This is a genomic window from Thermotoga sp. Mc24 (assembly GCF_000784835.1).
In the GTDB taxonomy this organism is placed as follows: domain Bacteria; phylum Thermotogota; class Thermotogae; order Thermotogales; family Thermotogaceae; genus Thermotoga.
In genome coordinates, this window is sequence record NZ_JSFH01000012.1 from 120,567 (window position 1) to 140,023 (window position 19,457).

Here is a 19,457-nt window from a genome sequence, read left to right on the forward strand (position 1 = left end):
GAAGACGAATTTCAGGAGGTGTCCGAATGAAAACAATCTTCATAGATGGAACTTCATTGTGCTTTCCAGTTTTGAAGAGCATTGCAAATATATTAGAAAACACTTTGCCACTACTGTCAAAAACTTACAAAATAGTTCTGATCTTACCAAAAGAGATAGACAAAAGCTATATACAGCAATTAGGAATCTCAGATGTGGTTTTTAATTCAGGATTAAACAGTGATAATTTTTCTATCGTAGACTTTATTTTCAGATACCTTCCAGGAACCAGGCAAATCATAAGAAAATACAATCCTGATTTTTTTTGGAATCCATTAAGCTATTATCCCTTTCAACGAATAAATAGCAAAACAAAATTTATAACTATGATTCATGATTTGTTTACTCTACATCCAGTAAGCAAGAGATCTTTCTTAAAAAAGATAATTTTCAAAAAACTTATAGGTGATACTTTGAAAAATGTTGATGGAGTCATTGTTCCCTCAGCTTTTACACTAGCTTCATTAGAATTATTTTTTCCAAAAGAGATCAAAAAAACACGGGTAAAAGTTATATACAATGGCATTTCTCTCCCCTCTCATAGTTCATCTTATGCTGAATATCAAAAACCACAGGATGATTATATATTATTCATCGGAAGACTTTCTTATTGGAAAGGAACGGATATTTTGCTTGATTTGTATGATAGATACAACTACAACAGATACAAGCTTGTCTTAGCTGGTGTTATAGACGATAGGGCTATAGAAATCAAATTAAAAAAAGTCCTGCAAACAAACCCCAATGTTATTTACAAGGGATTTATATCGGATAGTGAAAAAGAAATGTTATACAAAAATGCCAGACTTTTTATTTACCCTTCACGTTATGACGGTTTCGGTTTACCGCCACTTGAAGCAGCCATTCGGAAGACACCGGTAATTATGAGTAACATACCTGTTCTTTATGAAATAACACATGGAAAGGGTTTGTACTTTGATGTAAGAACCGGGGTAAGTGATTTATTACAAATTCTGGAAAGTGTAGATGACACTACTTTAAAAAAAACAGCAGAAGAGCTTTATAAAGTTGCAAGGGGGTATAGCTGGAAGACGTTTGTTGAAAATTTTGTAGACTTTACAAATAGAATTTGATCATGAATTTGCTGATCAGGAGGTGGAAATTTGAAGGTAGCAGTAGTCGGTAAATTTACTACCGAAGAGATGGGATATCACATTCTTTATACGTTAAGAAAAATAGGGTACGATGCTTATGGTATAGAATTTGGCCCTAAGGTTCATGCAGATAGAAATTTCATGAGAATGTTTAGAACTTATCGAAGAAAATTATTTGAAATTGGAATTAACACTATTAGGACAGTAAGAAAGGTTCTTTTAAAACATATTCTGAACCATATATCGGAATTAAAAGAGATCGATTTGATAATAAGTACGTATGATTATTTTACATACGAAGAAATAAGGGAAATAAAGAAAACAACGAAAGCCACTATTGTTTTATGGTTTCCAGATGCCGTTTCTAATTTTGGAAGGGGCTATTTTATGACTGCGGGGTATGATTTTATGTTTTTTAAAGATCCATATGTAGTAAGATATTTGCGTGAATTTTATGGATTCAAAAACGTTTTCTACCTCCCGGAAGCGTTTAATCCAGATTTACATAAGGTTCCAAAGTACGATCCAAAAGATGAAGAGAGTTACGGCTGCGATATATCCGTTGTGGCGAATTTGCACTCTTTTAGAGTTCCTATTCTGGAAAAGCTGGTTTCAACGGGAAAGTATTCTATAAAGATTTATGGATCCCCTCCACCATATTATGTAAACACAAGCAATCAACTCTTGGGCATTTATACAGGTCGTTATCTTGCAAACGAGGAAAAAGCAAAAGCCTGGAGGTATGCTAAAATATCCCTCAACACCCTTCATCCGGGAGAAATAGAAAGTGTGAATGTTCGCGTTTTCGAAATCACGGGTGCTGGAGGTTTTCTGTTAACGCCTTATCGAAAGTGTCTTGAAGATCTCTTTGTAATAGGTGAAGAAATAGAGGTGTACTACTCTTTGAATGATATGATTGATAAGATAGACCACTATCTGAAAAATTCAGAAAAGCGTGAAAAAATCCGAGAGAAAGGACAAAAGAGAGCTCTCATGGAGCATACATACGAACAGAGATTAAGAACAATGCTTGAAATTATAGAAAAAGGAGGGCATGAGTAAGATAAAATTATGAGATTATTGGTTGTTTCAACAATTCCTCCGTTGAGGAACGTGGCTCCTTGGATCTACGTTTCAGGAGTTATTGAAAATATGCAAAAAGCTCTAAAAAATCTTGGCTACAATCCAGAAATTTCAGTTTGGTTCTCACTAAATAATGATGTTAACATTGAAGAAAAGCCTAGTTATGATAGTTTTTTTAATTATATCGACAATAGATTTTCAAAATTTCACGAATTAATTTTTCCTGCGAAAAATCCATATTGTGCACGTTATTATCGTCGAGATTTCGCCGATTCTCTGTGCGAGGTGATAAAGAACTTATCACCAGAATTTATCCTGTTTGCAAACCTCCCATCTGCTGTTTATCTAGAGGATATCCATAAAATTTTGCCATCAAAAAGCAAAATTATCTTAATAGAACACAATGTTGAATCACTAATCATGCATGAACTCGGTATTTATGGAAAAGACACCATTAGAAGGTTTATAAGCAGATTAAAGAAAAAAATTGTAGAAAATTTTGAAAAGCAAGTACTAGCACAAGTAGATCTTGTAATAAGTATATCTGAGTATGATAAGCAATATTTTGTAAAGCATTTTGGAATAAAGAATGATAAGATTCTCGTTATTCCCCCCCTCTTTGATTTTTCAACGGGTCTATTCAATAACCTTGATGAAGCACAAAACATCATTTCTTTTATTGGAAGTATGGATTGGTATCCCAATATTCTAGGTGTGCATTTCTTTGTGGAAAATGTTCTTCCTAAACTCATCGTTAAAATGGAAGATTTGAAGTTTTATATTGTCGGTCGAAATCCTGTTCCTAGTATTTTCAAACTTCAAAAGAAATATCCCCAAAACATAATAGTAACTGGTACGGTCGACAACGTAGAAAAATACTACAAAATGAGTGATGCCATAGTAATACCAATATTCACAGGTTCAGGCGCAAAAATAAAAGTGTTAGAGGCTATAGCAAGTGGAGTGCCTACAGTTATGACTTCATTTGTAGCTAAGGATTATGATTTTAAAAAAGAAAAGTTGCTAATAGCTGATACACCAGAAGATTTTGCAGAAAAAATAAGATGTCTTTTAACCAATAAGGATTTCGCTAAAGAAATTTCGAAGAATCAAGAAATAATTTATCAAGATTACATAACAAGAAAATCAAAAGAAGTACAGGAAATGTTGAAAAGATTTTTCCTCCAAAAATAATTATAGAAAATTTGAATTCTGGTGAAAATAGATTGTTTCTACTGATAAACTAAGAAAACTTTGCGGAAGGACAAATATAGCTGGAGCTAACTTCAAAATATGAACACTCTCCTCATCACCAATCTTTTTCCAAAGGTTTCAAATCCAAATTCTGGAATCTTCATTGTCCAAAGATTGAAACATTACAAGACTTATGGTGTGAACTTCGATGCTGTTTCACCAGCCTATGAGAATAGCAAATTGGTGGTTCTATTGAAGAAACTCTTGAAGAAGCAGAATGGAGAATATCCATTGGAAGAATATGAGAGAGTGAAGTTCAAACCTGTTCTGATTCACAGAAACTTGCATACAGTACTGATGAACAAAATCTCTCGAAGCTATTTTGTAAAGATTGCGAAGCGATTTGTCGGAGCGATTGAACAATCGTTCGATTTCAGAGAATACGATCTGATACACGCCCACGGTATGTACAGTGTTCCAGCAGGTTTAATAGCAAAGATCTTAGCGGAAAAGTACGGGAAACCTTTCGTTGTCACCTTACACGGAAGTGATGTTAATATTCTCATGCCACGGAGAAGAGAGATATACGTGTCTATCTTTGAAAGCGCATCGGCAACGATATTTGTTAGTAAGGCGCTTCTTGAAAAAGCAAAATCTTTAGGATTTTCCGGCAAAAACGCTGTTGTGATTCCAAACGGCTACGACGAGACAATATTCAAACCCATGGACAAAAAAGCTGTAAGAAAAGAACTTGGAATACACAGAGAAGGCTACAAGTACGTGGGCTTTGTAGGAAACCTCATACCGATAAAGCGAGCAGATAAACTGGGAGAGATATTCCATCTCATTGCAAAAGAGATACCAGAGATGTTCTTCATCATAGTTGGAGATGGGCCGTTGAGAAAAAAGATCGAAAAAGAAACGAAAGGCTTGAACATCATCTTTACAGGAAGACTTCCACAGAAAGATGTGGCAAAGTACATGAACGCAATGGATGTGATGATGCTTCCAAGCAGAGAAGAAGGTTTTGGTGCTGTTGTAATAGAAGCCCAAGCTTGTGGAACATGTGTGATTGGAAGTAGCAACGGAGGAATTCCAGAAGCGATAGGTTTTCCAGAGTACGTTGTCGAGGAAGGAGATAACTTTGAAGAGATGTTTGTGAAAAGAGCGGTAGAAGTTTTAAGAGTAAGTATATGATATGAACAGACTTCTGGAAAGGGCAAAAGGATTCACATGGGTGAAGGTCGTCGAAAGAGAGACCGAGCTTTACAGACAAATTATACAGGCCGTTCGGCGCGATTGAACGGCTGTTCTAAGAGCAAAAGAGTCTTCTGGTTGAGCCTTAAGTAAAATGAGTTCACGGGAGAGATATCAGTAACTAAAGAGAAGAAGAAGGTGTTGAATGCATGTTCATAAGCTTCGTAATTCCCGCTTATAAAGGATCAAGAAATACCTTTCATCCGTGATCCGGCACTGGTGTAAGAAGATCGAAACGGTTCTTCCGCAGGATGACAGCGGGAAGCAGTCGGGATGATAAAATTGTTCCGTGTGGTTCCCCTGCCGCAGGTGGTGTCGAAAAGTTAGTGACTGATCTGGCAGGGTTCTCAGATCGATCGAAATTTGAAGTCAGCGTGCTAAATGTCATCCAGGACACGTACTGGCCAGAGGAAGAGATGCTCACTGAAACAAGTATCAAGGTTTACACAACCGATATGACACTATCCGAATGCGTGGAAACTGATAGGTGGAAACGCTACTTGTATTACATCAAAACCATGTCACGGATCTGGAAAATTATCAAAAATCTGAAGCCATCAATTATACACACGCATGGCTATGTACAGCATCTCGTATTGATTCCGGCTGTTCTTCAAAATATTCCCGTGAGAATTCACACTATTCGCGGTGTTGTTGAGGAGGCTGGACTGCCTGGTAAGAATGGCTCTCAAGTTTAAAGTAAAAATAACCCGGGAGGAGGTTCCGTATGAAGGTGGCATTCGTTGTATTGAACTGGAACAAATCAGATATGTCCATAGACTGTGTGGAGAACGTAAGAAAAGTGGAGGGTGATGAACAAAAAGTGGTAAAACCAATTGGTATGTTTTAAAACAAAAGAACAAAGGTGTTTCCGTGGCAAGAAACGTTGGGATTTTAAAAGCTTCTGGGGATTACATTGTATTTGTCGATAGTGATGATACAGTATCTCCATATTTGGTTCAGCGGATAAAGGAAGTGTTAAGAAAATCAGAATATGAAATCATTGCATGGAAGTATGCTCGAAAAGATCATCGAGGAACAGAGCTAGTAGATACTGCTCAATTCCTAAGATTATATGATGATATTGAAACTACAGGTGTTGAATTTCTTCAGAGTATCTTATCAGGAAAAATGAATTCTTATGTTTGTACGGTTGCTATTAAAAGGTCTTTTGTTGTTAAAAATAACATACTTTTCACACCAGGAGCAAAGTATGGCGAAGATTTGGAGTTCTTGTACAAATGTTTTTTGCTTGCCAACAAAGTTTATTTCGTGAATGATTATCTTTATTACTATTTCATAAATACTGACTCCGTAACTAATCGACCGGCCGATCTTAGTATCTTACATCTATACGGCAGTACTAAAAGACTCGTTAGATTTATCAAAGGAATCGAGAAAATTAAAAATATTGGTGAGCAAAAAGAAACGTTGATCAGAATATTCGAATCGAAAGCTTATGAATCACTCATATTCTCTGTTTTCCGTATTTATATAAGCAATAAAGTGAACAACAATATAATGTTGCAAATTCTTAGTAACAATCGTATTCGCAATTATTTCCGAAACGCTAATTTAATGTATGCTAGCAGAGCCGTACGACTATTTAGAACTTTTGTGTTATTATTTCCACCACATTTGGCAATATTCTTAAGGCCCGCTCTACGAAGTTTTATGAAGAGTTTATATAGGGCGTACAAAAAAAAGAAATTGGTAATACCATAGGGAGGTAATATGATGCGATGTGGAATTTTATCGTTAGTTGGCAGGAAATACAACAACAATTACGGTGCTGTTTTGCAAGCTTTTGCCTTACAAACTTTTTTAAAGAAAATGGGAATAAAACCCGAGTACATCGATTATCACCCTAATGTTAAACCGCGGTCAAGCATAATTAAATATCGGTTAAATAAACTTGTGAAGCGTTTTCGAAACGATGGGGTGAAAGTTGCTCTCAAAAGTATTTTCGAATATATACAAATAAGAGTTAATAAACAAATTTTCAGAAATTTAGAAAAAATAAGACAACAAAAATTCGACAATTTTAGAGAGAAGTACTTGTCCTTCAGTGAGAAATCTTATACAAACATCGATGATCTACAAATTTCCATGGAAAAACTAACTGGATATCACTATCATTTTCTTCTAGTAGGATCTGATCAGGTTTGGAATCCTGCGATAGTTTCAACTAATGCACTTCGGGCTTACCTATTAGACTTTAAGATAAAGGTACCCAAAATTTCTTACGCATCAAGTGTGGGGCACCAGATCCCAACTACTCTCGAGGATTACTATAAAAAGTGCCTCAAAGATTTTGACTTTATCTCAGTTAGAGAGAAACAAAGTGCTCAGGAAATAGAGAAAATACTTGGTTACAGTCCTAAGATAGTAGTTGATCCGACGCTGTTACTGACTTCAGAAGAGTGGGCGAAAATCATCTCACCTCCAAATTTTCAGGTTAGAAGACCATATATATTTGTTTATGACATTTACAGATCAAAGGATATACTTGACGCTATGGAAGATTTGAAAACAGAATACGTAAATTATACGCCTATCATTCGACTTAAAAAACTTAGATATAGAAATTGCTCTTATACCTACTACACAGAGGGTCCGTCAGAGTTCCTCTGGTTTGTAAAGAACTCTGACTTTGTAGTGACATCTTCGTTCCACGGAACAGCATTTGCGATTATTTTCAAAAAGCCTTTTTACTCTATTCTTTGGGATAAACCAGAAAAACAAGGTCAAAATGGTAGAATTACCTATCTTTTAGATGAATTAGGATTGTCAGATCGTTACTTTGTAGATCCAAAAGAAATACTGAGAAGGGGTTTAGATACCGATATAGACTGGAACAAAGTACATGAAAAGCTAAATGCAATGAGAAGAGACTCTGTTAAATGGCTGCTAAATGCTCTTGAAAACATAAGGGAGAGAATAGTTCAATGAAATATTACCAAAAGAATGTATCATTGGTTGTTAATGAGGGCAAATGTGCTGGCTGTTATGCATGCTATAACATATGCCCTTTGAAAGCAATAGAAATGCGTTTGTCAGATGAGGGATTCTATGTACCTAATATTAATGATACTTTATGTTCCGAATGTGGTCTATGTTTAAACGTTTGTCCAGTTGTTAACATACCTTCTGGCAACAGATTTCCAAGTCCAATAGCATACACTGCTTGGTCTTTGAATGAAACAACGCGAATAAGTTCATCATCTGGGGGTATATATCCTGAACTTGCAAGAATGGTATTGGAAAAGAAGGGTGTAGTATTCGCAGTTGGGTGGAGTAAAGAATGGTTTGCTGAGCACAAGGAAGTTACTGATACTCAGAAAATTCCAGAAACGCTAGGCTCTAAATACGTCCAAAGTAAAGTTGGAGACTCGTACGAGAAAGTAATTGGATACATCAGCGGAGGGAAACAAGTTCTTTTTGTTGGAACGCCGTGCCAGATTGCTGGTTTAAGGAATGTTATCAAACAAGAGCGAATAACCGAAAACGATGTCATACTTGTGGATCTTGTATGCCACGGCGTACCATCGTTATTTGCTTTTAAGAAGTATCTCAAAGAGCATTTTGAGACGGACAAGATTGAATCCATACAATTTCGAAACAAAAGCAAAGGATGGACAAGGTTTCAAATCGTAATAGAGACAATAGACGGTAAGAAATATGAAGCTGTATATTACAAAGATTCTTTTTTCTATGGATTTTTAATAAATTTATATCTTGCGAGCATATGCTACAATTGTCCATTTTCAAAGATCCCTCGTCAAGGCGACATCACGTTAGGTGATTTCTGGGGAGTTCCAAAAGAGTACAAAGATGAGAGGGGAGTTTCTGTAGTACTTGTAAATTCGGAAAAAGGGAATGAATTTTTCTCCGAACTTATAGAAGGAAAAAGGATTTTCGCAGAACAGGTTCCTTTGGAGATAGCCGCCAAATCTAATCCAAGAATAATATCCGGCAGGCTGGAAATCCCAAAAGAAAGAGAACAAATCTTGAAGGCACTGAATAACAAAAGTTGGAAATATATAGCACGAAAATATATCAAACCACCTGTTGGTTTAAGAAGTATTATAATAAGAAGAGGTTTGAGCTTTGCAAAACGTATGATCAAAAAGATTTTTAAGGAGTGAAAAACATTGAGACAATACAAGAAACTGGCAGTGAATACTTTTCTTTTTGCTATAGGAAATATCGGTTCACAAAGTATAATTTTTTTGATGTTACCAATTTTTACCAGATACATGATCCCAGAGGATTTTGGTAAACTAGATGTCATAAATACAACTGTTTCACTACTAGCCCCAATTCTTTCACTCCAGATCATCGAAGCGGTTTTCAGGTTCACTGTTGAGTTTCGCAAAGAACAAAAAAGTGAAGATCTTCTATCTTCTGCTCTCCTTTTTTCAACAATTGCAATCGTTTTTTCTTTGTCTCTTCATCCAATTCTTACAAAAATAAGCATTTTCTCGAAGTACAGTACGTATTTCTACGCAATTTTCTATCTTACAATTCTCGGGGGAATTGTAAGACAGTACATCCGTGGCATCGCAAAAATAAAATTGTATGTAACCAGTGATATTCTTTATTCTATCATTTTTTTCACAAGTAATTTGATACTCCTTGTTGGACTTAAACTCGGAGTGGAAGCATATCTTCTGTCAAATATTTTGGCTTTGCTGATTTCTTCACTGTTCATAATAATATTTGCTGGTTTGCACAAGCAGATTCGTTTGAAATTGAACAAAAATCTTCTGAAAGAGATGCTCATCTACTCTGTCCCATTAATACCCAATGGCATTATGTGGTGGATCATTTCCGCAGCAGACAGATACATAATTGCGTATTTCCTCGGCTACGAATCGATAGGTATTTATTCTGTAGCAGCAAAATTTCCAGGTTTACTGACTGTGCTGTACAGAATCTTCTTTCAAGCTTGGCAACTTTCATCAATTGAAGAATATGGTAAAGAAAGCTATGGTGTCTTTTTCGGAAGGGTCTTTGGTGTAATTTCAAGTATCATGTTTCTCCTATCTTCGCTGTTCTTTTTGATTGTTAAGCCCTTCATGAACATGTTTGTTGGTGAAGCTTTCGTAGAAAGCTGGAAATATGTACCATTTCTTTTCCTTGGGGCAGTGTTTCACACTTTTGCTTCATTTTACAGTGTAAACTACACGGTATCAAAGAAAACTATTGGAGCCTTTTCAACTTCAGCTATTGCGGCAGGAGTAAAACTCACATCTATACTTACGTTGATAAGATTCCTCGACATCCAAGCGGCTTCTGTCTCTTCCTTTCTAGCGTATCTTTCCATGTGGATTGTAAGGGTTTTTCACACAAGGAAAATTGTAAAAGTGGAACTTGATGTAAAACATGTTGTAATCTCTTCTACTATAGTGCTTTCACAGGCGATCCTTCTACTGATGATCAAAAACACCTTTTTATTGTACGCTCTTCAAGCAGTTCTTTTGACAATCCTTCTATGGAATCAAAAAAAGTACATATCAAAAGTCGTCAGATTTGGCCGATCATTCGTTGAATCAAAAGCAAATAAATAAACCGAAAAGATTGAAATATACAAAATTCAAAGTTGGTCTCACAACCATTTTCACCGGTGTTCAGGGATAAATGTTTTTCTTTGTTGTTCAGAAATTTGGCAAATGAACTTATTTCGAATTTATAACAATGATTTTTCCAGAACTCTTTACAAATCTTTTTTAGCAAAGCTTGGTATTTTTCAAATACTCTTCAAAAGAGGAGGGATGATCCTTCCTCGTTTTTATGCTGTCTGCTTTTTCCATAAAGTTTGGTTCAGAAAATCTACTAAATTGTCGATCATGAAATTAAGGACAATGGCTGGTATAGGCAGCCTTATGTTGAAATCATTCAGAAAATCGAAAATCATTTTTTGGCTTTCTCTTTCTTGTTCACCTCATCCTTAGGTCTTTCCACAAAAAATACACCCAATGCCACGATTCTTCCAATAACTTGAAAAGTCTCAAACAGATTCATTCAATCACTTCCTCAGAGTAAGTTGAAAAATTCATAAGAGGTTGTTTCTACTATCGCTGTTCTGTCTTTTACATAAGTACCTGAGTACCTGGCACTACTTCTAGGCTTATGAACACATCCATTGCATTTGAAACTTGCCGGCTTGTTGGATCTTCTTTCGTTGATTGAATAGTTATCCTTCTTCTTTTACCTCCCACTTGATTCACAAAATCAAGAAACAACCTTTTCATTTCCCACTTCCACACCTTCTTACATAACCTGCGTGGTGACTATCAAGTAAACTTCCTGGACAGTGTAGTTTGTAAGAGTAGCTATAATCTGAGCTATTTGCGTAGTCTTTGTAGAATCTACAGTCTATATCGATGTTGTTTCTGTTTATGACAGGACTACCTGTTTGTGACAGTTCACCAGTGTTGTAAACAATTCTGAGTCGACTACCATAACACCTCCTTAAATTTTTTGGAGCACCCGGGTTTTTCTCCCAATAATGCATTATGTAGAATGCCCTTTCCTTTGAACATCACAGTAAAAATGACGTTTTTCTGGGGAAAATCCCTTGTTAAAGCTTGTTCTGGAACTTAGTTTAGACTAATAAAAGGTAATGATGTATTTGTTCTTTACTCATGCCTGTTTCAGCAAACGCACCAACTTGTGTTATCTATGTAGTAGAATTTATCCGGTAAATTTAATTCAAGTCTTGTTGGGGGGAAAAGATGAAAATTTTAGTGATCACAAACCTTGCACCAACCAATAGTAACCCTATGGCCGGGATATTTGTGGTGAAAAGGCTTGAGCAATTTATAAAATTTGGTGTTGATTATTTTGCCGTATCGCTTGGTTTTGAAGATGATTGGCCTGCAAAGCTGACAAGGAAAATACTGAGGAAAAATCCTGTCACACCTTTGAATCGAATGGGAAAAGTGGAATTTACACCAATTTTGATTCGGCGCAGCCTTGCAAAAACGATTTTGTTCAAAACAGGCTTGATATCCTATTATGGATTGAAATATTCAAATAGAATAAAATCACTCCTTGAAATTAGCAAATTCGACCTCATACATGCTCATGGTATGTACTCAATTCCTGCCGGAGAGATTGCGTATCTTCTAGCAAAAGAATACAACAAGCCTTTTGTAATAACATTGCACGGCAGTGATGTGAATTTGCTAATGCCAAAAAGAAAAGAAAGATACATTGAGATCCTTGAAAATGCCTCAAGATGTATCTTTGTAAGCAGAGCACTCCTTGAAAAGGCAAAATCTTTTGGATACTCTGGACAGAACGCTGTTGTGATACCAAATGGGTACGATCCAGATGTGTTCAAACCCATGGACAAAAATGCCGTGAGAAAAGAACTTGGAATATACAAAGAAAACACACACTACGTGGGCTTTGTTGGAAATCTTATCCCCATAAAAAGGGCAGATAAACTTCCTGAGATATTTGGGAAAATAGCGAAGGAACTTCCCAACACCAGATTTTTGATCGTTGGAGATGGAGTGTTGAAAGATAAAATACTAAAAGAGATGAAAGGACTCGATGTTGTCTTTACTGGAAGGGTGGTGCAGACAAAGGTTGCAAAATATATGAACGCAATGGACGTGATGGTGCTTCCAAGCAGAAATGAAGGCTGGCCTTGTGTTGTCCTTGAAGCCCAAGCTTGTGGAACGTGTGTGATAGGAAGCAGCAATGGAGGAATTCCAGAAGCAATAGGCTTCGAAGAGTATGTGGTGGAAGAGGGAGAAAACTTCGAGGACAGATTTGCCAGAAAAATGGTTGATGTTCTAAAGAGTGGCTACGACAGAAACAAATTGATAGAAAGAGCAAAGAGATTCACATGGGAAGAGATTGTGAAAAGGGAAATAAAAATTTACAACCAGGTGGGATGAAATGAAACAGTATATAAAGGGATTCCTTTCGTTTTCTGCTGGCACATGGATCCGTGCTATTGTTAGCTTTTTTTCTACTCCCGTCATAAGTTATCTGATTGTTCCTGAAGAGTTCGGAAAAGCAGCCATGTTCACACTCGTTTATAACATCGCTCTTCTTGTTTCTCTAACAGGGCTCGATCAGAGTTTTGTGAGATATTATTACCAAGAAGAGAAAAGGAATGAGTTGTTCTGGAGTTGTGTATTTTTACCTTTTACTTTTGGTATTTCTGTATCCCTTATTTTCATTCTTTTCGAGTCTCATCTTAGTCTGATTCTTTTCGGAAAAGACTATCAAGGAATAGGACTTATTTTCTCCATCTCTCTTATGACGGGCATCTTCCAGAGGTTCAACCAACTCTCTATCAGAATGCAAAAGAGAGGAGTTCTCTATTCTATACTTGATGTAGTGAATTCTCTTGGAAACGTGGGAGGAACCATAGTTTTTGCTCTGACTGTTTCAAAAAGTTTTTATGCTGTTGTCTGGGGACAGATCTGTGGAAACGTATCAGCTCTGGTTTTGGGTTTTATCACCGACAGAGAGTCACGGAAGTTCGCGAAGGTAAATTTCAAAAAAATAGGAGAGTTCCTAAAGTACGGTTTGCCGCTTCTTCCGAATTCTCTCCTATTCTGGCTTTTTTCTTCAATAGACAGAATTTCCCTGAGACAGTACTCAAATTTCACAGAGATAGGACTCTACAGTGCGGCTTTCAAGATAGTCTCTGTGATGCAGCTGTTTCAGGCAGGTTTTACCACATTTTGGGTACCACTTGCTTATGAAAAATATGAATCCCAGCCCGATTCCAGAGAATTCTTTAAAAAGGCAAATCAAATGGTGAGCCTCACCATATTTTTATTTGGTCTTCTTGTTCTTTCCTTCAAGGATGTGATCTTCTTGCTCTTTGCCAGAAGTTACAGAAATGCATCTTTCATTGCTCCTTTTTTGATTCTACAGCCGATCATGTACGTTATATCGGAGACAACGGTTCTTGGGATAAACTTCACAAAAAGGACATACTGGCACATCGTTGTGACCGGACTTTCTGCCCTGGCCAATTTTGCAGGAAACCAGCTTCTTGTTCCATACCTTGGTGCAAAAGGTGCCGCCATATCCACAGGTCTTTCATATGTTCTTTTCTTCACCCTCAGAACACTCATAGCCGAGAAACTTTATCCGATCGGTTTTAACCTGAAGAAGATCTACGCTGGTGTCCTTGTTGTCTTACTGATAGCATTTTTTGGAACTTTCCTGCAAAATTCCCTGATCTTTCCTCTTTTATCCGTCGCAGGGATGTTTCTTATCTTGCTTCTGTACAGAGACGAGATGATCTATCTGAAAAACCATTTCAAAAACCTGCACAGGTAAAAAATCTCAATCAGCCTCCACCAGGGCCAGAAACAGCCATGCGGGAATACCTACGATACCTTCGTCTTTGAAGATGGTATCCTGGGTGATGAGAATTTCCCTTCAACTATACCAAACCGTTCGAATTTATCGAACACATTCGATAAACTCGTACGAATTTATCGATTACGATCGATAAATATCTACAGGTTAAAACCAGTCCGAGCATCGAAAGTGTTTTCTGAAGTCTGTCGAACCTGTCCGGTGTCTGTCGAGTTTGTCGAGGGTGTCGAGACGGTAACAGGAATTTGTAGTATAATCTAAACAAAACAGAAAATAACACAGGGGTGATTTTGTGAAGCAAACAGTGGCCGATCTTTTGAGTGTTCTGGTGGACAGACCGCTCAGAGAAGGCGAATCAGAATATCTGGTGGACAGGGCCAGGGAGATAAACTATCTGAACTCAATAGCACTCCACCAACCTTTTGGGATCGTGGGTGTTTCTGGAGAAACGGGCATTGGAAAAACGACGGTACTCAACTTCGTGAACCCGGAAGGAGTCTTCACGGTCAGGGTGAACATCTCGCTCAGAGACTCCATGGAGAGTATACTCTACGATCTTCTGCACAGTCTGGCGCTTTCCCTGGAGAAGGTGGAGGGAGTGTCGGATCTTGCAAAAGAGGTTAGAAAGTGGATAACGGATGAAGTTTCAACCATAAAAGGCTTTTCCCTCGGTGTTTCCTTTGGTGTGAACGCCAGCCTGACACATGAAAAATCGATCAGACCGAGGTTCAATTTCTTCAAAGCCAGAGAAAAGCTCGGAGAACTGATAAAACAGACGGTTCAGAGAAAAGGAAAATTCCTTCTGATCATAGACGAACTGGACAAGGAAAAGAAAGAAGACGTTCTCAGGGTGATAGATTCGATAAAGAACTTCATCATCATGGAGGACTTTGTCGTCATACTTTCTCTTCCCTTTTCTATATACCGAGAGTACGCTGCCGACAGACTGAGATGGAACGAAGCAGGAAATCTGGAAAACATATTCACAGACATCGTTTTTGTTGAGCCTCTGAAGAAACTTGAGATCAAAGAGTTGATCATCAAAAGGCTTGGATCTTACATTGAACTCATCGAAGACGGAGTGCTCGATATAGTGGCCGATTTTTCCGATGGAAACCCAAGAGACGGCCTGTGGATACTGACAAAGGCGATCTACGACAACATTCACAAGGAACTGTTGAGTAAAGAGGATCTGATCAACACGATCAACAGGACGATATCAGAGTACACCGGGCTGACTCTGAACCTGACAGAAAACCAGAAAAAGGCCATTCGAATCCTGAGAGGTTCTGTCTACACCAGAGAAAAGATCATAGAAACACTTCAGAAAGAGGGCTTCAAGCGAACAACGGCGTACTCAGTCATGGATCAACTCATTCAAAAGCGAATACTCCTTGTTGAAAAAGAAGGCTACAGGATCTCTGGAAAGTTCAGTTACATGGAGATCTGACGGTTCGTCGAACCCGTTCGGCGTCTGTCGAGCCTGTCGAGGGTGTCGAGATTTCTATAACGCTTTATAAACAACCACTCCACCCTCGATCATCTTCGAGATGGTCTTTTCCATCTGTTTGTATTCACTCAGAGAGTAGACGTGCGGTTCCAGTCCTTTCAATTTGATGGTCCTTTTCACTATTTTATAAGCGTCTTCTCTGAACGGGTCTTCGTACACGACAAGAAGATCGACATCGCTGAAGACGGTGAAATTTCCCTTCGCATAAGAGCCGAAAAGTACCACAAGTCTCACAGGAAGTTTCTTCAGGAGTTGTGGAAGGGAATTCCTGATGATTCCCAGGACCTTTTCCCTTTTATATTCTGGATAGAAGATCTTCGCAGAATCGGATGATCTTTTCAGCATAGTTCACCAGCCTTTCGGCTTCAATTCTGGAATACCTGTTTCTGGGGGAGCCGGAAGGAAGGGCATCCGGATACCTTGTGGGGATACAAGCTTTGTCCAGTTCAAGGGCATGGTCCATGAGTTCTTCAGGGATTTCAAAGTGTCTGGAAAGTTCTTCGAGCAGATCTGCTATGGAACGTTCCCATGCCTGTGCTCCCATTTTCTGGAACACGGCTTTTACGGCTTTTTCTGCTGCCTGTTGTGAAGAAAAGTAAGTAGAGATTTTCTCGTGATTATTATAACCCCACTAGTTTGGAGATTTTGACCTATATGTAGGTCAAAATTGGGAAGATTTGACCTTTTGATAGGTCAATATGTGTTATAAAGCGGGAAAAGAAATACCCAGGGGTTGTTTCGGATGCCCGAAAGATATCTTATAACCTGGGATTTGCACACCGAACTCTCCCTGGATGGTGTGAAAATAAAAGTTCTGCCTGCCTATCTCTTTTTGCTCGACGCGGTTTGATGTTTGTTTCAATATCTTTCAAATAGGTAATATACGTTGAGATGTCAGTGTTTTTACTTTTACACATTGTAAAATAAAATTTTCCGTTAATTAAAGTGAGAACTGTTGTTTTAATGCTCTTCGGGGTGGCTCTTCTGGGAAACGAAGTGTGGTTTTTCTTCGATCCTGTATTTTCTGTCCTTCCATGAATCATTGAAGGAAGTGGTGGTTTCACCGGCGGTGTGGAGTTCTCTGTGTCAAACACGGACACTGTTCTCATCCGCGGAATTGGATACACAGCGTCTATGTCTGATCCTTCGAACATCGAAATCTTGGCTTTTGGAGGGGAGATTTCGTACAATCGATATTTCAAAGAAGTTTTCAACGGAGGATATGTTGGTGTGTCACTTGGTTATTCTTTGATAACATACAAACTCAACGACACATCTCTTAACATTCACGCGCCTGTTTTTGGTGGATCACTTGGTTACAAAATAAGATTCAACCATGTGTACATCAACCCTTACATCGATTATAGTTACTACTTCCTCATCTGGAATGAATCAGACCTGGAAGAAGACATTTCTCTTCCAAATATTTTCATGGAAGGCTTTGGATTTGGTATAAACCTGGGAGTACAATTTTGAAGGTTAGATCAGTATCCTTCGCCTCTGTCTGAATTAAACATAGGGCATTCGACCCCCTGGCATCTGTCAGGGGGTTTTTGTTTACCTGGAGATGGGCTTTTCACAGTGGACGGTGAAGATCCAGAGCGTTTCTCATGCCAGCAGGGTACGCTAAAGACCCAACCACCAGATCTCTTCCCGCATTTCTCGTCACCTAGCAAGCATGAAACTGCTACTTCAGCCTGATTACTCTGAAAGGTTATAGTTCAGACTATTATATTTTGAACTATAATTCCTATAAGTTGAGTTCTGCGGTTTGTTTTACCGACAATTGATTTATGTAGTAATATAGTGTTGAAGGGAGGAGGAAATATGTTTATTGAAAAGATAGAGGGGAAAAACTTCAAGAGTTTTGATGAACTAAAAGTCGATCTTGGGAATTTCAATGTTGTGATTGGCCCTAACGCTTCAGGAAAGTCAAATTTCATTCGCATTTTTGAGTTTCTAAGAGATATTGCCAACTTTGGCCTGGATAACGCAATATCCCTGCAGGGAGGGCATGAGTACATAAGAAACATGAAAATAGGTTCAACCCAGGATCTATCGCTAAAGGTAACTTCTTCTGAATCACAGTCGCAAAACAAAGAAATACCATCTTTTCTAGGGAACGGAGAAGTTTTAAAGATAGTAAAGATTGAGTACGAATTTTGCTTGCGGTTTGACCAAAAGACATGGTGTAGAGTAACAAAAGAAGAATTGAAACAAGATCTTAAAATTTTTACAAGAAAAGATCAGACAGATGTTTTTTTAAAAGTTCTTCGGAAAAACGGAAAATTGAACTACCAGATAGAGGTACCAGATTCTAATTACAAAAAGATGGTCGAAAATACGCTCTTTTTATTGAAAGAAAATATACCAGAAAATTCTCTTTTGATGGAAACTCCTTTATTCAGGTTCCTGACCCCACTTGGTGATATATTCAGAGAGATCGCAATTTACGACTTCGATCCAAAACTGTCAAAAAAGGCTATTCCTATTACAGGGAAAGCCGAACTGGAAGAGAATGGCCAGAACTTACCAATAGTGGTTAAGAAAATACTGGAAAACGAAGAAAGCCGAAAAAAGTTTTTCAATCTTGTAAAAGACCTTCTTCCTTTTGTGGAAAGCCTTGATATAGAGAAACTTGTAGATAAATCTCTGCTGTTCAAGATACGAGAAAATTACTTTGAAGACTACATACCGGCACCTTTGATTTCTGATGGGACAATCAATATAATTGCCCTTGTTCTCGTTTTGTATTTCGAAAAGAAACGTGTGGTGATCATAGAAGAGCCAGAAAGAAACATTCACCCCTACCTTGTTTCCAAGATAGTAGATATGATGAAAGATGCTTCTCGTCAAAAGCAGATAATAATCACCACACACAATCCGGAGTTTGTGAAGTATGCAGGTCTAGAAAACTTGCTCTTTGTCTTTCGTGATGAAAAGGGTTTTTCGAGGATTGAAAGACCCGCAAATAAAAAAGAGGTAGAGGTATTTCTCAAGAACGAAATAGGTATAGATGAACTCTATGTCCAGAATTTACTGTGAGGTTCAAGCATGCTCCTGATCATATTTGTTGAAGGAAATGATGATGAAAGATTCTTTGAAAGAATTGTGGTGCCAGTTTTGAAGAAAAAATTTGATAGTGTGAAATTGGTAAAATACGCTCAGATGAAAAAAGAGCGGCTTGAGAGTTATATACGTTCCATCACAAGTGCTGGATGGGATTACATTTATGTAACTGATATGGACGATTCACCATGTGTAACTGCGAGAAAGCAACAAATACAGAATTATTTGCCCAATATAGATCCAAAAAGGGTTGTCGTTGTTATCAGAGAGATAGAAAGCTGGTATCTTGCTGGATTGAACAAAGACAAATCTCGAGATTTAAAAATCAAAGAAAGAAAATTAAAAAACACCGAAAATATAACAAAGGAACAATTCAACCGTTTGATCCCAGAGAAATATTCTAGAATAAACTTTATGATCGAATTGCTTGAAAACTTTTCCATAGAAACAGCCAAACAAAAAAACAGATCTTTCAAGTATTTTGTCGAAAAATTCTGTTCCTAACACCTATGGGGTACACTAAAAGCCAGGTCATCAGGTTTTCGTTCATATATTTCCCATCGCCCAAGCATATTGTGTATCGTTGTTTCATAACAGTATCCCGACAGAGTGGATGATTGGACTCTGCAACACGGTCATTGAATAGCAGCACTAACTTTTTCCGTTTTCAAGCGTTTTGATTCATTCTTCTCCAACAACTGTGCTGATATTTTCTAGCTTTCAAGGCCGATGGCTTCAAGGTTGGAGAGATCCTCTTTTAAGTCCTTAAACTGGATCGAAGGGTGGTCGAAACACTGAAACTCCTTGTGGAAAGGAAAGATATCGTT

General features: G+C 37.8%; 18 protein-coding genes and 1 pseudogene. 16 read left to right on the forward strand and 3 right to left on the reverse strand.

All coding sequences use genetic code 11. The annotated features are described in order from the left end of the window. Positions 1–26 precede the first annotated feature (26 nt). The 10 genes and pseudogenes from MC24_RS08280 to MC24_RS08320 all read left to right on the forward strand — a co-directional run bounded on the left by MC24_RS08280 (position 27) and on the right by MC24_RS08320 (position 10,261). A complete protein-coding gene (locus MC24_RS08280) occupies positions 27–1,133 on the forward strand; it encodes a glycosyltransferase family 4 protein (protein WP_008192527.1) in 1,107 nt (368 codons plus the stop codon). Between the two features lie 30 nt (positions 1,134–1,163). Then, positions 1,164–2,216, forward strand: coding sequence for a CgeB family protein (locus MC24_RS08285; protein ID WP_008192524.1), 1,053 nt, complete (start codon positions 1,164–1,166; stop codon positions 2,214–2,216). Between the two features lie 9 nt (positions 2,217–2,225). Next, positions 2,226–3,431, forward strand: coding sequence for a glycosyltransferase family 4 protein (locus tag MC24_RS08290; RefSeq protein ID WP_038050726.1), 1,206 nt, complete (start codon positions 2,226–2,228; stop codon positions 3,429–3,431). A 99-nt stretch (positions 3,432–3,530) separates the two neighbouring features. Continuing rightward, a pseudogene (locus tag MC24_RS08295) lies at positions 3,531–4,734 on the forward strand (glycosyltransferase family 4 protein). 205 nt (positions 4,735–4,939) lie between these two features. Then, positions 4,940–5,386 carry a glycosyltransferase gene (locus MC24_RS09750; RefSeq protein ID WP_081501877.1) on the forward strand — a complete coding sequence of 149 codons (447 nt, stop codon included), beginning with the start codon at positions 4,940–4,942 and terminating at the stop codon, positions 5,384–5,386. A 29-nt stretch (positions 5,387–5,415) separates the two neighbouring features. Next, on the forward strand, positions 5,416–5,538 hold the full coding sequence (locus tag MC24_RS09995; protein WP_268745487.1) for a hypothetical protein: 123 nt from the start codon (positions 5,416–5,418) through the stop codon (positions 5,536–5,538). Positions 5,539–5,561: 23 nt separating this feature from the next. Then, positions 5,562–6,413 carry a glycosyltransferase gene (locus MC24_RS08305; protein ID WP_038054474.1) on the forward strand — a complete coding sequence of 284 codons (852 nt, stop codon included), beginning with the start codon at positions 5,562–5,564 and terminating at the stop codon, positions 6,411–6,413. Positions 6,414–6,425: 12 nt separating this feature from the next. Further along, positions 6,426–7,640 carry a polysaccharide pyruvyl transferase family protein gene (locus MC24_RS08310; protein ID WP_038054476.1) on the forward strand — a complete coding sequence of 405 codons (1,215 nt, stop codon included), beginning with the start codon at positions 6,426–6,428 and terminating at the stop codon, positions 7,638–7,640. Beyond that, positions 7,637–8,836: a Coenzyme F420 hydrogenase/dehydrogenase, beta subunit C-terminal domain gene (locus tag MC24_RS08315; RefSeq protein ID WP_081953075.1), complete on the forward strand. Its 1,200-nt coding sequence runs from the start codon at positions 7,637–7,639 to the stop codon at positions 8,834–8,836. Before MC24_RS08310 ends, MC24_RS08315 begins: the two co-directional genes overlap by 4 nt. Positions 8,837–8,842: 6 nt before the next feature. Beyond that, a complete protein-coding gene (locus MC24_RS08320; RefSeq protein ID WP_038054477.1) occupies positions 8,843–10,261 on the forward strand; it encodes a lipopolysaccharide biosynthesis protein in 1,419 nt (472 codons plus the stop codon). A gap of 522 nt (positions 10,262–10,783) precedes the next feature. On the opposite strand, the gene MC24_RS08325 is transcribed toward MC24_RS08320, so the two are convergent. Continuing rightward, the gene (locus MC24_RS08325; protein ID WP_235280358.1) at positions 10,784–10,945 is read right to left on the reverse strand and encodes a DUF2922 family protein; all 162 of its coding nucleotides are present in this window, start codon (positions 10,943–10,945) and stop codon (positions 10,784–10,786) included. Positions 10,946–11,428: 483 nt separating this feature from the next. On the opposite strand from MC24_RS08325, the gene MC24_RS08330 reads away from it, so the two are divergent. The 3 genes from MC24_RS08330 to MC24_RS08340 all read left to right on the forward strand — a co-directional run bounded on the left by MC24_RS08330 (position 11,429) and on the right by MC24_RS08340 (position 15,501). Continuing rightward, complete coding sequence (locus MC24_RS08330; RefSeq protein ID WP_038054485.1) at positions 11,429–12,604, forward strand: glycosyltransferase family 4 protein; 1,176 nt, start codon at positions 11,429–11,431, stop codon at positions 12,602–12,604. Position 12,605: 1 nt separating this feature from the next. Further along, positions 12,606–14,009, forward strand: coding sequence for an oligosaccharide flippase family protein (locus tag MC24_RS08335; RefSeq protein WP_038054486.1), 1,404 nt, complete (start codon positions 12,606–12,608; stop codon positions 14,007–14,009). A gap of 334 nt (positions 14,010–14,343) precedes the next feature. Next, positions 14,344–15,501, forward strand: a complete 1,158-nt coding sequence (locus tag MC24_RS08340) for an AAA family ATPase (protein ID WP_038054487.1) — start codon at positions 14,344–14,346, stop codon at positions 15,499–15,501. A 54-nt stretch (positions 15,502–15,555) separates the two neighbouring features. On the opposite strand, the gene MC24_RS08345 is transcribed toward MC24_RS08340, so the two are convergent. Both MC24_RS08345 and MC24_RS08350 read right to left on the reverse strand, forming a co-directional pair. Next, positions 15,556–15,906, reverse strand: coding sequence for a nucleotidyltransferase family protein (locus MC24_RS08345; RefSeq protein ID WP_004081204.1), 351 nt, complete (start codon positions 15,904–15,906; stop codon positions 15,556–15,558). After that, positions 15,857–16,117, reverse strand: coding sequence for a HEPN domain-containing protein (locus MC24_RS08350; protein ID WP_012644930.1), 261 nt, complete (start codon positions 16,115–16,117; stop codon positions 15,857–15,859). The genes MC24_RS08345 and MC24_RS08350 overlap by 50 nt, the downstream gene beginning before the upstream one ends. A 527-nt stretch (positions 16,118–16,644) precedes the next feature. Here MC24_RS08350 and MC24_RS08355 point away from each other — a divergent pair. The 3 genes from MC24_RS08355 to MC24_RS08365 all read left to right on the forward strand — a co-directional run bounded on the left by MC24_RS08355 (position 16,645) and on the right by MC24_RS08365 (position 19,134). Further along, entirely contained in the window at positions 16,645–17,037 is a 393-nt protein-coding gene (locus MC24_RS08355) for a hypothetical protein (protein ID WP_156105123.1), read from the forward strand. A gap of 351 nt (positions 17,038–17,388) precedes the next feature. Continuing rightward, positions 17,389–18,606, forward strand: a complete 1,218-nt coding sequence (locus tag MC24_RS08360) for an AAA family ATPase (protein WP_038054488.1) — start codon at positions 17,389–17,391, stop codon at positions 18,604–18,606. 9 nt (positions 18,607–18,615) lie between these two features. Then, on the forward strand, positions 18,616–19,134 hold the full coding sequence (locus MC24_RS08365) for a DUF4276 family protein (RefSeq protein WP_012644934.1): 519 nt from the start codon (positions 18,616–18,618) through the stop codon (positions 19,132–19,134). Positions 19,135–19,457 lie beyond the last annotated feature (323 nt).